General features: G+C 60.8%; 11 protein-coding genes. All 11 read left to right on the forward strand.

The genetic code is table 11. The annotated features are described in order from the left end of the window. The first annotated feature begins 1 nt into the window (after position 1). The 11 genes from ACIPO9_RS01925 to nuoC all read left to right on the forward strand — a co-directional run bounded on the left by ACIPO9_RS01925 (position 2) and on the right by nuoC (position 12,179). A complete protein-coding gene (locus ACIPO9_RS01925) occupies positions 2–442 on the forward strand; it encodes an NUDIX hydrolase (RefSeq protein ID WP_400778564.1) in 441 nt (146 codons plus the stop codon). 70 nt (positions 443–512) lie between these two features. After that, positions 513–1,643 (forward strand): tRNA 2-thiouridine(34) synthase MnmA, encoded by a 1,131-nt coding sequence (mnmA, locus tag ACIPO9_RS01930; protein WP_274135624.1) that lies wholly within the window; start codon positions 513–515, stop codon positions 1,641–1,643. Beyond that, on the forward strand, positions 1,643–2,263 hold the full coding sequence (hflD, locus tag ACIPO9_RS01935) for a high frequency lysogenization protein HflD (RefSeq protein ID WP_274135626.1): 621 nt from the start codon (positions 1,643–1,645) through the stop codon (positions 2,261–2,263). Before mnmA ends, hflD begins: the two co-directional genes overlap by 1 nt. A 132-nt stretch (positions 2,264–2,395) precedes the next feature. After that, the gene (gene purB / locus ACIPO9_RS01940) at positions 2,396–3,766 is read left to right on the forward strand and encodes an adenylosuccinate lyase (protein ID WP_274135628.1); all 1,371 of its coding nucleotides are present in this window, start codon (positions 2,396–2,398) and stop codon (positions 3,764–3,766) included. An 84-nt stretch (positions 3,767–3,850) separates the two neighbouring features. Beyond that, positions 3,851–5,017: a cupin domain-containing protein gene (locus tag ACIPO9_RS01945; protein WP_274135629.1), complete on the forward strand. Its 1,167-nt coding sequence runs from the start codon at positions 3,851–3,853 to the stop codon at positions 5,015–5,017. Beyond that, the gene (locus ACIPO9_RS01950; protein WP_274135630.1) at positions 5,010–5,435 is read left to right on the forward strand and encodes a GNAT family N-acetyltransferase; all 426 of its coding nucleotides are present in this window, start codon (positions 5,010–5,012) and stop codon (positions 5,433–5,435) included. Before ACIPO9_RS01945 ends, ACIPO9_RS01950 begins: the two co-directional genes overlap by 8 nt. A 198-nt stretch (positions 5,436–5,633) precedes the next feature. Beyond that, positions 5,634–6,422, forward strand: a complete 789-nt coding sequence (locus ACIPO9_RS01955; protein ID WP_400778567.1) for a secretin N-terminal domain-containing protein — start codon at positions 5,634–5,636, stop codon at positions 6,420–6,422. Positions 6,423–7,422: 1,000 nt separating this feature from the next. Further along, positions 7,423–8,748 (forward strand): isocitrate lyase, encoded by a 1,326-nt coding sequence (aceA, locus tag ACIPO9_RS01960; RefSeq protein ID WP_274135636.1) that lies wholly within the window; start codon positions 7,423–7,425, stop codon positions 8,746–8,748. Between the two features lie 477 nt (positions 8,749–9,225). Beyond that, entirely contained in the window at positions 9,226–9,639 is a 414-nt protein-coding gene (locus tag ACIPO9_RS01965; RefSeq protein ID WP_062380742.1) for an NADH-quinone oxidoreductase subunit A, read from the forward strand. 10 nt (positions 9,640–9,649) lie between these two features. Beyond that, entirely contained in the window at positions 9,650–10,324 is a 675-nt protein-coding gene (locus ACIPO9_RS01970) for an NADH-quinone oxidoreductase subunit B family protein (protein ID WP_274135641.1), read from the forward strand. A gap of 73 nt (positions 10,325–10,397) precedes the next feature. Next, complete coding sequence (nuoC, locus tag ACIPO9_RS01975) at positions 10,398–12,179, forward strand: NADH-quinone oxidoreductase subunit C/D (protein ID WP_400778571.1); 1,782 nt, start codon at positions 10,398–10,400, stop codon at positions 12,177–12,179.

Here is a 12,179-nt window from a genome sequence, read left to right on the forward strand (position 1 = left end):
CATGACTTGGCAACCCCACATCACCGTCGCTACCGTCATCGAAGACAACGGCCGCTTCCTCTTCGTCGAGGAAACCAAGAACGGCAAGCGCGTGCTCAACCAGCCCGCCGGCCATCTGGAAGCCAACGAGACCCTGCGCGAAGCTGCGATTCGCGAGACGCTTGAGGAAACCGCCTGGGACGTCGAACTGACCGGCGTGGTCGGCATCTATCTGTACACAGCACCCAGCAACGGCGTGACCTACCAGCGCGTGTGCTTCGCGGCCAGACCCGGCCAGCATCACCCCGAGCGCGAGCTGGACACCGACATCGATGGCGCCCTGTGGCTGACTCGCGAGGAACTGGCCAGCCAGCCCGAACGCTGGCGCAGCGAGCTGGTGCTGCAATGCCTGGACGACTACCTCGCAGGCCCGATCCACAGCCTGGATGTGGTACGCGATTGAATAGCTTTTAGCCTTGGCGCCGACACCCTGCTAGAATCGCGTCCTTTTCCAGACTACCCATCGAAACCCTATGTCTGATTCAGCCTTTTCCAATCCAGAAAAGAAACGCGTCATTGTCGGCATGTCCGGCGGCGTGGATTCTTCGGTCTCCGCCCTTCTGCTCATGGAGCAGGGGTATCAGGTGGAAGGCCTGTTCATGAAGAACTGGGAAGAAGACGACGGAACGGAATACTGCACCGCCATGGACGACCTCGCGGACGCCCAGGCCGTGTGCGACAGGATCGGTATCAAGCTGCACACGGTGAACTTCGCCGCCGAATACTGGGACAACGTCTTCGAGCACTTCCTCGAAGAGTACAAGGCCGGTCGCACGCCGAACCCGGACATCCTGTGCAACCGCGAAATCAAGTTCAAGGCCTTCCTGGACTACGCCTTCATGCTGGGCGCAGACCTGATCGCCACCGGCCACTACGTGCGCCGCCGCGACATCGACGGCCGCACCGAGCTGCTCAAGGGCCTGGACCCGAACAAGGACCAGAGCTACTTCCTGCACGCCGTAGCCGGTGAGCAGATCGCCAAGACCCTGTTCCCGGTCGGCGAGCTGGAAAAACCGCAGGTGCGCGAAATTGCCGAGAAATACCAGTTGGCGACCGCCAAGAAGAAGGATTCCACCGGGATCTGCTTTATCGGCGAGCGCCGCTTCACCGATTTCCTCAAGCAGTACCTGCCTGCCCAGCCCGGCGAGATCAAGACCACCGAAGGCGAAAGCATCGGCCGCCACGCGGGCCTGATGTACCACACCATCGGCCAGCGTCAGGGCCTGGGGATCGGCGGCCTTAAAGACGCCGGCGACGAGCCGTGGTACGTGCTGGAGAAGGATCTGGCGAACAACGAGCTGATCGTCGGCCAGGGCAACGAGCACCCTTGGCTGTTCTCCCGCGCCCTGCTGGCCTCGGAAATCTGGTGGGTCAACCCAATCGACCTGAGTACCCCGCGCAAGCTGACCGCCAAGGTTCGCTACCGCCAGGGCGACCAGACCTGCACCCTGGAGCGCACCGAAACCGGCTACCGCGCCATCTTCGACGAGCCGCAACGCGCTGTGACGCCGGGCCAGTCGGTGGTGTTCTACGACGGTGAAATCTGCCTGGGCGGCGGCGTCATCGAAACCGCCGAACCCTGGCACAGCAAGGACGCTCGTTGATGAGCCCGACCCAAGAGCAACTGACCGCCCTGGGCGGTGTGTTTCAGGCCGCCGTGCTGGTGGACCGCATCGCCAAGACCGGCCAGGCCGGCGAGGCGGCGGTGGGTTGCCTGATCGGCAGCCTGCTGAACATGGACCCCAGGGACACCCTGGACGTGTTCGGCGGCGACGATCTGAACCTGCGCGAGGGCTATCGCGCCCTGGCCAGTGCTCTGGAGCGCGACCCCAGCACCCTGCAACGCGAGCCACTGCGTTACGCGCTGGCGATGCTGGGCCTGGAGCGTCAACTGTCCAAGCGCGATGACATGCTCGAAACCATCGGCAAGCGCCTGCCGCAGATCAAATCCCAGGTCGAGCACTTCGGCATCGTCCACGAGAACGTGATCGCCGCCAGTGGCGCGCTGTATCAGGACACCCTGAGCACCCTGCGCCAACGCATCCAGGTGCACGGCGACATGCGCAATCTGCAGCAGCCGAACAACGCCTCGAAAATCCGCGCCCTGCTGCTGGCCGGGATTCGCTGCGCACGACTTTGGCGACAAGTGGGCGGTCACCGCTGGCAATTGGTCATCAGCCGTCGCAAGTTATTGAAAGAACTGTATCCGTTGCTCCACGGCTGACCGTAGAGCACCGCGCAACCGCGCATTTATCCCTCGCGGGGCGAACCATGGCGATCAGTCAGCCTCGGCTGATGCGGATTTTCATGTATGATACGCGCCCCTTGTTAAAGCCCGACTGTCCGAGAGCACCCCATGCAGCTTTCTTCGCTCACTGCGGTTTCCCCTGTAGACGGCCGCTACGCCGGCAAAACCCAGGCCCTGCGCCCTATTTTCAGCGAATACGGCCTGATCCGTTTCCGCGCCCTGGTCGAAGTTCGCTGGCTCCAGCGCCTGTCGGCCCACCCGCAAATTCCTGAAGTCCCGGCGTTCTCTGCCGAAGCCAACGCCATCCTCAATGCGCTGGCCGATGACTTCGCCCTGGAACACGCCGAGCGTGTGAAGGAAATCGAGCGCACCACCAACCACGACGTCAAGGCGATCGAATACCTGCTCAAGGAGCAGGCGGCCAAGCTGCCGGAACTGGCCAAGGTCAGCGAATTCATCCACTTTGCCTGCACCAGCGAGGACATCAACAACCTGTCCCACGCCCTGATGCTGCGCGAAGGCCGTGACACCGTGCTGCTGCCGCTGATGCGCCAGATCGCCGAATCCATCCGTGAGCTGGCGATCCGTTTCGCCGCCGTGCCGATGCTGTCGCGCACCCACGGCCAGCCGGCTTCGCCGACCACCCTGGGCAAGGAACTGGCCAACGTCGTCTACCGTCTGGAGCGCCAGATCGCTCAGGTCGCCGCCGTTCCGCTGCTGGGCAAGATCAACGGCGCCGTGGGCAACTACAACGCGCACCTGTCGGCCTACCCGGACATCGACTGGGAAGCCAACGCCCGCGCCTTCATCGAAGACGAGCTGGGCCTGGGCTTCAACCCGTACACCACGCAGATCGAGCCGCACGACTACATCGCCGAGCTGTTCGACGCCATCGCGCGCTACAACACCATCCTGATCGACTTCGACCGTGATATCTGGGGCTACATTTCCCTGGGTTACTTCAAGCAGAAGACCGTCGCGGGCGAAATCGGCTCCTCGACCATGCCGCACAAGGTCAACCCGATCGACTTCGAAAACTCCGAAGGCAACCTGGGTATCGCCAACGCGCTGTTCCAGCACCTGGCGAGCAAGCTGCCGATCTCCCGCTGGCAGCGCGACCTGACCGACTCCACCGTACTGCGCAACCTGGGTGTGGGCTTCGCTCACAGCGTGATTGCCTACGAAGCGAGCCTGAAGGGTATCGGCAAGCTGGAGCTGAACGAGCAGAAGATCGCTGCTGACCTGGACGCCTGCTGGGAAGTCCTGGCCGAGCCGATCCAGACCGTCATGCGCCGCTACGACATCGAAAACCCGTACGAGAAGCTCAAGGAGCTGACCCGCGGCAAAGGCATCAGCCCTGAAGCGCTGCTGACCTTCATCGATGGCCTGGACATGCCTGCCGAAGCCCGCGCCGAGCTGAAAAAGCTCACGCCGGCCAACTACATCGGCAACGCTGTGGCACAGGCCAAGCGCATCTGATCGAACGGCATATGCTCTGAGCGCCCGGCTGAGCCGGGCGTTTTTATTCCAGTCTGAAAAACACGTTTTTTCAATAGGTTACACATGAATCCTGATATTCCTGTTCAGCTGCTTGGCGGCATCACGGCGCGCGAATTCCTGCGTGACTACTGGCAGAAGAAACCCCTGCTGATCCGTCAGGCCATCCCGGATTTCGAAAGCCCGATCGACCAGGACGAGCTGGCTGGCCTGGCGCTGGAAGAAGAAGTCGAGTCGCGCCTGATCCTCGAAAACGGCGTGCGCCCGTGGGAAATGCGTCGCGGCCCGTTCGAGGAAGACGAGTTCAGCAAGCTGCCGGAAACCGAGTGGACCCTGCTGGTGCAGGCCGTCGACCAGTTCGTCCCGGAAGTGGCCGAGTTGCTGGAGCAATTCCGCTTCCTGCCAAGCTGGCGCATCGATGACGTGATGATCAGCTACGCAGCCCCCGGCGGCAGCGTCGGTCCGCACTTCGACAACTACGACGTGTTCCTGCTGCAAGGCCACGGCAAGCGCCACTGGAAAATCGGCCAGATGTGCGACAGCGACAGCCCGCTGATCGAGCACGCCGACCTGCGCATCCTCGCCGACTTCCAGGGCAGCGACGAATGGACCCTGGAACCGGGCGACATGCTTTACCTGCCGCCACGCCTGGCCCACTGGGGCGTCGCCGTGGACGACTGCCTGACCTACTCGGTCGGCTTCCGCGCACCAAGCGCCGCCGAAGTGCTGACCCACTTCACCGACTTCCTCAGCCAGTTCATGTCTGACGAAGAGCGCTACACCGACGCCGATGCCCAGCCGGTCAGCGACCCGCACCAGATCCAGCGCGACGCACTGGACCGCCTCAAGGCGCTGCTGGCCGAGCACATGGGCGACGAGCGCCTGCTGCTGACCTGGTTCGGCCAGTTCATGACCGAGCCGCGCTACCCGGAAATGGTCGCTGGCACCGAACTGGACGACGCCGAACTGCTCGACAGCCTGGAACAGGGCGCGATCCTGATCCGCAACCCGAGCGCACGCCTGGCCTGGTCGGAAGTCGATGACGATCTGCTGCTGTTCGCCAGCGGTCAGAGCCGCCTGCTGCCGGGTAACCTGCGCGAGCTGTTGAAGCTGATCTGCGCCGCCGACGCACTGCATATGGACAATCTGGGCAAGTGGCTGGCCGACGAAGACGGCCGTCATTTGCTCTGTGAGCTGGTCAAACAAGGAAGTCTGGGGTTTGCCGATGAATAAGATCCGCGTACGGGTAGCTGACTGGCAGAAGGAGAACGCCGATATCCGGCGTATCCGCGAAGCCGTGTTCATTGCCGAGCAATCGGTACCGCCCGAACTGGAATGGGACGCCGAAGACGCTGGCGCACTGCATTTTCTGGCACTCGAAGGTGATTATCCGATTGGCACCGCACGGCTGCTGCCGGACGGCGAGATCGGCAGATTGTCGGTGCTCAAGGACTGGCGCGGCCTGAACGTCGGCGATGCGCTGCTCAAGACCGTGATCAGCGAAGCGGAAAACCGCGACCTCAAGGAACAGAAACTCAGCGCCCAGGTGCACGCCACAGCGTTCTACGAGCGCTTCGGCTTTACCGTGGTCAGCGAAGAGTTCCTCGAAGCCGGCCTGCCTCACGTCGATATGGTGCGCACCTCGCGCTAAGCGAGCGGCCACCACGCAAGCCGAACGCCCCGCCTTCCTCATTCAGCTGGCTATGTTGACAAGCTATGCTGAAACGAGGACGCCGGGGCGTTCTGCTGTCTGCGATTCAATTTGCCTTTGTCTGGGCCGACAAACTGGCAAGCCGTTACCTTAAAAAACCATAATGCCTTGATACGCCCCCTCGCGGAGATCACAACGATGTCGTTACGTACCCTGCTCGCTTCTGTGCTGTTGGCCTGCAGCTTGTCGGCAGTTGCCGCCACCGAAGTCATCCCCCTCAACTACCGCACCAGCGATGACCTGATGCCCACGGTGAAATCCGTGCTCGGCAACGAGGGTACGGTTCAGGCCTATGGCAACAAGCTGATCGTCAATGCCGAGCCCGGGAAGATCAACGAACTCAAGGACCTGCTGTCGCAACTGGACGTGGCGGCCAGACGCCTGCTGATCAGCGTGGACACCAGTGACAGCAGCACCCAGAGCGATTCCGGTTACTCGGTCAACGGCACCGTGCGCTCGCAGAACGGCCGCGTCAGTGCCGACGGACAGACCCGCATCATCAACTACGGCACCGCCAGCCGCGACGGTGGCATGCAGCAGGTCCAGGCCAACGAAGGGACTCCGGCGCTGATCCAGGTCGGCCAGAGCATTCCGATCACCAATGTGCAGACCGACTCCTACGGCTATGCGCAGACCAACACCCAGTATCGCAACGTCACTCGCGGGTTCTACGTGACCGCCAGCGTGACCGGCGACATCGTGCACCTGAACATCAGCACCAACAACGACCGCATGAGCCAGCAGCAGGCAGATGCGATCAAGGTGCAGAGCACCGACACACAGGTCAGCGGCCGTTTGGGCGAGTGGATCACCCTGGCGGGCGTCAGCGACCAGTCCCGCGCCGACGAACACGGCGTCACCCGCCGTTACTCCACCCAGGGCCGTGACGACATGACCTTGCGGGTGAAGGTCGATAGTCTGGATTGAGCTCCGTAAGCGCAGGCAGAACCAAATCCTGTAGGAGTGAGCTTGCGGTGCCTGGCAACCGCTGCGCCTGACACACCGCCGTCGCGGGCAAGCGCGCTCCTACAGGGTTGCGGTGCCTGGCAACCAATGCGCCTGACAAACCACCGTCGCGGGCAAGCGCGCTCCTACGATGTCGCGGTGGACGCAAGATTTGAGTACAAACCCCACCCCGTAGGAGCGCGCTTGCCCGCGACGCGATCTGTCTGTGACGGAAGCTGCGCCTGACACACCGCCTTCGCGGGCAAGCGCTCCTACAATGCCGCGGCGGACGCAAGATTTGAGCTCAAACCCCACCCTGTAGGAGCGCGCTTGCCCGCGACGCGATCTGTCTGTGACGAAGGCTTCGTCTGACACACCGCCTTCGCGGGCAAGCGCGCTCCTACAATGCCGCGGCGGACGCAAGATTTGAGTACAAACTCACCCCCGTAGCAGCACGGCTTGCCGGCGGGGCGATTTTGTGGGCAACACCAGCCTCCAGGTGGCCGCAAAAAGCACCGAACCCGCCAATTATGTAGTGCTCGAAAACTCACTACATATCCTCCCTTCCCTCGTGACCGCCCAGTGCTACCGCTGACTTGCCCGTACCAGCACCTCCGAGCCCGAAACTGACTGATGAGTCGTATTAGACAAAAGATGTAGTGACGCAAAATTATCACTACAAAGTGTTTGACGAAGGAAAATCGTCGAGGCATGATGGCCTCGCTCCCACAAATCGGAGGCTTTGTAGAAAGCCTCAGGATCGTGCTCAAACTCAACCAGATTGAGCAGATTCGCGTCTTTTATGCCCAAAAGGCCGCGTCATCGCTTCATCACCGTGAACGCGATAAACAACCCAGGCTGTGAACCAATGCTTTCCGATTCTGTGAGCACCCATACGTGCGCCTTCAAGAAACCTTGAGGCGCTGGCAGAGCAAAGAGCTTCACCTCAAGACTCACAAGACCAAGCGACGAGGTTTACCCCATGGCACTGACACGCGAACAACAAATTGCAGCTATCGAGAAAGACTGGGCCGAGAATCCACGCTGGAAAGGCGTGACCCGCACCTACTCTGCTGCTGACGTCGTCCGCCTGCGTGGCTCGATCCAGCCAGAACACACGTTTGCCAAACTGGGCGCTGAAAAGCTCTGGAACCTGGTGACTCAGGGCGCCAAGCCGTCCTTCCGTCCCGACAAGGACTTCGTCAACTGCATGGGCGCCCTGACCGGCGGCCAGGCTGTGCAACAGGTCAAGGCCGGGATCCAGGCGATCTACCTGTCCGGCTGGCAAGTGGCTGCGGACAACAACTCCGCCGAGTCCATGTACCCTGACCAGTCGCTGTATCCGGTGGATTCGGTTCCGACCGTGGTCAAGCGCATCAACAATTCGTTCCGCCGCGCCGACCAGATCCAGTGGAAAGCCGGCAAGAACCCGGGCGACGAAGGCTACATCGACTACTTCGCACCCATCGTGGCTGACGCTGAAGCCGGTTTCGGTGGCGTGCTGAACGCCTACGAACTGATGAAAAGCATGATCGAGGCAGGCGCCGCCGGCGTGCATTTCGAAGACCAACTGGCCTCGGTGAAGAAATGCGGCCACATGGGCGGCAAGGTTCTGGTGCCGACCCAAGAAGCCGTGCAGAAGCTCGTCGCTGCCCGCCTGGCCGCCGACGTGGCTGGCGTGCCGACCATCATTCTGGCCCGCACCGACGCCAACGCGGCAGACCTGCTGACCTCAGACTGCGACCCGTACGACAAGCCGTTCGTGACCGGCACCCGCACGCCAGAAGGCTTCTACAAGGTGCGCGCAGGCCTGGACCAGGCCATCGCTCGCGGCCTGGCCTACGCGCCATATGCCGACCTGATCTGGTGCGAAACCGCCAAGCCGGACCTGGACGAAGCTCGTCGCTTCGCCGAAGCGATCAAGAAGGAATACCCGGACCAACTGCTGTCGTACAACTGCTCGCCTTCCTTCAACTGGAAGAAGAACCTGGACGACGCGACCATCGCCAAATTCCAGCGCGAGCTGTCGGCGATGGGCTACAAGCACCAGTTCATCACCCTGGCGGGTATCCACAACATGTGGCACAGCATGTTCAACCTGGCGCACGACTACGCCCGCAACGACATGACTGCCTACGTGAAGCTGCAGGAGCAGGAGTTCGCTGACGCGGCCAAGGGCTACACCTTCGTGGCGCACCAGCAGGAAGTGGGCACTGGCTACTTCGACGACATGACCACCGTGATCCAGGGTGGCCAGTCCTCGGTGACCGCCCTGAAAGGCTCCACCGAAGAAGAACAGTTCCACTGAGTCACCCGCACCACGCAAAAGCCGCCTACGGGCGGCTTTTGTTTTACCCCTCGATAAATACCCTACAAAACAGCTCAACTATTACGATAGGCGCGCCCAATCGTCGCCTGAAAGTTAATTAGTGTCGCCTGGCAATAAATCCTTGTTTTACGCAGAACTTTGTCACTCGGCGGTGACAAGGCCGGATTCAAGTTTCAAATGATATTAATTATCATTTCACCCAGTAAACTTTCGTTACTCGCTGAAGGAAACATAATTAACGAAATGACCGGTAATCCCCGTGCCACGGGGCCCCGCGCACCAAAACCGTGACCTGGCTCATTAATCCCCTGAATAAATTTGATGTAGAAAATTTACTTGCCCTTCTTTTGCACATAAAATCCCAGAAATTGATTGCACTGCGACATTTCGTCACTGCTTCTGCTTCTCTTTCTTTTCAAGCTCAGAGACCCTTGATCTCTGTTAAGGACTGCCAGCATGCCCGAATCGACAGGTCTGATTGCCCACAACTGGGGCTTCGCCATTTTCCTTTTGGGCGTCATTGGCCTCTGCGCCTTCATGCTCGGCCTGTCCAGCCTGCTCGGCTCCAAGGCCTGGGGCCGCAGCAAGAACGAACCGTTCGAATCCGGCATGCTGCCTACAGGCGGCGCCCGCCTGCGGCTCTCCGCAAAATTCTATCTGGTCGCGATGCTGTTCGTGATTTTCGATATTGAAGCCCTCTTTCTGTACGCCTGGTCTGTGTCCGTCCGCGAAAGCGGCTGGACCGGCTTCGCCGAAGCTCTCGTTTTCATAGCAATTCTGTTGGCAGGTCTTGTCTACCTATGGCGTGTAGGGGCGCTCGATTGGGCTCCCGTTGGACGTCGTAACCGGCAGGCGAAGCTAAAACAATGAGGCTTTGGCAATGCAATACAATCTCACCAGGATCGACCCTGATGCTCCTAACGAGCAGTACCCCATCGGCGAGCGGGAAACCGTAGCCGATCCGTTAGAGGATCAGGTACACAAGAACATCTTCATGGGCAAGCTCGAGGACGTACTGAGCGGTGCTGTCAATTGGGGTCGTAAGAACTCCCTTTGGCCGTACAACTTCGGTCTGTCCTGCTGCTACGTGGAAATGACCACCGCCTTCACGGCGCCCCACGACATCGCGCGCTTCGGCGCCGAAGTTATCCGGGCATCGCCGCGTCAGGCCGATTTCATGGTCATTGCCGGTACCTGCTTCGTCAAGATGGCTCCGATCATCCAGCGTCTCTATGAGCAAATGCTTGAACCCAAGTGGGTCATCTCCATGGGTTCGTGCGCCAACTCCGGTGGCATGTACGACATCTATTCTGTCGTTCAGGGCGTGGACAAGTTCCTGCCCGTGGATGTCTATGTGCCCGGCTGCCCGCCCCGTCCAGAGGCATTCCTGCAAGGCTTGATGCTGCTGCAGGAATCCATTGGCCAGGAGCGTCGTCCTCTTTCCTGGGTCGTGGGTGATCAAGGCGTGTATCGCGCCGAGATGCCGTCGCAGAAAGAGCAGCGCCGCGAACAGCGTATCCAGGTCACAAACCTGCGCAGCCCCGACGAAGTCTGATCCAGTTTTCTTTTACAAAAAGAAGCCTGAACCTGGGTTCATTCTGTACGTTGACCGATAGCGATCGAGACCTATGACTGCAGACACCGCTCTGTACATCCCGCCTTACAAGGCTGACGACCAAGATGTCGTCGTTGAACTGCACAACCGTTTTGGCGCCGACGCGTTCACCGCCCAATCCACCGTCACTGGCATGCCAGTGCTGTGGGTTGCCCGTGCCAAACTGTTTGAAATCCTGACGTTCCTGCGCAACGTGCCCAAGCCGTACTCGATGCTGTACGACCTGCACGGCGTGGACGAACGCCTGCGCACCAAGCGCCGTGGCTTGCCGGACGCCGACTTCACCGTGTTCTACCACCTGCTGTCGGTAGAGCGTAATAGTGACGTGATGATCAAGGTGGCCTTGTCCGAGGGCGACCTCAGCGTGCCTTCCATCACCACCATCTGGCCCAACGCCAACTGGTACGAGCGTGAAGTCTGGGACATGTTCGGGATCGACTTCCCGGGCCACCCACACCTGTCGCGCATCATGATGCCGCCGACCTGGGAAGGTCACCCGCTGCGCAAGGACTACCCTGCCCGCGCCACCGAGTTCGACCCCTACACCCTGACGCTGGCCAAACAGCAACTGGAAGAGGAAGCCGCGCGTTTCCGTCCGGAAGACTGGGGCATGAAGCGTTCCGGCACCAACGAGGACTACATGTTCCTCAACCTGGGTCCGAACCACCCTTCGGCCCACGGTGCGTTCCGTATCGTGCTGCAACTGGACGGCGAAGAGATCGTCGACTGCGTGCCTGACATCGGCTACCACCACCGTGGCGCCGAGAAGATGGCCGAGCGTCAGTCCTGGCACAGCTTCATTCCGTACACCGACCGTATCGATTACCTGGGCGGGGTGATGAACAACCTGCCTTACGTGCTCTCGGTCGAAAAACTGGCCGGCATCAAGGTGCCGGAGAAGGTCGACGTCATCCGCATCATGATGGCCGAGTTCTTCCGGATCACCAGCCACCTGCTGTTCCTGGGTACCTACATCCAGGACGTGGGCGCCATGACCCCGGTATTCTTCACCTTCACCGACCGCCAGAAGGCCTACACCGTGATCGAAGCGATCACCGGTTTCCGCCTGCACCCGGCCTGGTACCGCATCGGCGGCGTCGCCCACGACCTGCCACGCGGCTGGGACAAACTGGTCAAGGACTTCGTCGAATGGCTGCCCAAGCGCCTGGACGAATACACCAAGGCTGCCCTGCAGAACAGCATCCTGAAGGGTCGTACCATCGGCGTCGCCGCGTACAACACCAAGGAAGCCCTGGAGTGGGGCGTCACCGGTGCCGGCCTGCGTTCCACCGGTTGCGATTTCGACCTGCGCAAGGCTCGCCCGTACTCGGGCTACGAGAACTTCGAATTCGAAGTGCCGCTGGCGCACAACGGCGATGCCTATGATCGCTGCATGGTCCGCGTCGAAGAGATGCGTCAGAGCATCAAGATCATCGAGCAGTGCCTGCGCAACATGCCGGAAGGCCCGTACAAGGCGGATCACCCGCTGACCACGCCGCCGCCCAAAGAGCGCACCCTGCAGCACATCGAAACCTTGATCACGCACTTCCTGCAAGTTTCGTGGGGCCCGGTCATGCCGGCCAACGAATCCTTCCAGATGATCGAAGCGACCAAGGGCATCAACAGTTATTACCTGACGAGCGACGGCGGCACCATGAGCTACCGTACCCGGATTCGCACCCCAAGCTACCCGCACCTGCAACAGATCCCTTCGGTGATCAAAGGCAGCATGGTCGCGGACTTGATCGCGTACCTGGGTAGTATCGACTTCGTTATGGCCGACGTGGACCGTTAA

It is taken from the genome of Pseudomonas sp. NPDC090203, from assembly GCF_044746765.1.
In the GTDB taxonomy this organism is placed as follows: domain Bacteria; phylum Pseudomonadota; class Gammaproteobacteria; order Pseudomonadales; family Pseudomonadaceae; genus Aquipseudomonas; species Aquipseudomonas putida_AD.

Excerpts from the sequence above, each read along its gene's own strand:
- mnmA (WP_274135624.1), top strand. The coding sequence starts at position 513 with ATGTCTGATTCAGCCTTTTCCAATCCAGAAAAGAAACGCGTCATTGTC.
- nuoC (WP_400778571.1), top strand. The coding sequence starts at position 10,398 with ATGACTGCAGACACCGCTCTGTACATCCCGCCTTACAAGGCTGACGAC.
- ACIPO9_RS01970 (WP_274135641.1), top strand. The coding sequence starts at position 9,650 with ATGCAATACAATCTCACCAGGATCGACCCTGATGCTCCTAACGAGCAG.
- ACIPO9_RS01965 (WP_062380742.1), top strand. The coding sequence starts at position 9,226 with ATGCCCGAATCGACAGGTCTGATTGCCCACAACTGGGGCTTCGCCATT.
- ACIPO9_RS01950 (WP_274135630.1), top strand. The coding sequence starts at position 5,010 with ATGAATAAGATCCGCGTACGGGTAGCTGACTGGCAGAAGGAGAACGCC.
- aceA (WP_274135636.1), top strand. The coding sequence starts at position 7,423 with ATGGCACTGACACGCGAACAACAAATTGCAGCTATCGAGAAAGACTGG.
- purB (WP_274135628.1), top strand. The coding sequence starts at position 2,396 with ATGCAGCTTTCTTCGCTCACTGCGGTTTCCCCTGTAGACGGCCGCTAC.
- ACIPO9_RS01955 (WP_400778567.1), top strand. The coding sequence starts at position 5,634 with ATGTCGTTACGTACCCTGCTCGCTTCTGTGCTGTTGGCCTGCAGCTTG.
- ACIPO9_RS01945 (WP_274135629.1), top strand. The coding sequence starts at position 3,851 with ATGAATCCTGATATTCCTGTTCAGCTGCTTGGCGGCATCACGGCGCGC.
- hflD (WP_274135626.1), top strand. The coding sequence starts at position 1,643 with ATGAGCCCGACCCAAGAGCAACTGACCGCCCTGGGCGGTGTGTTTCAG.
- ACIPO9_RS01925 (WP_400778564.1), top strand. The coding sequence starts at position 2 with ATGACTTGGCAACCCCACATCACCGTCGCTACCGTCATCGAAGACAAC.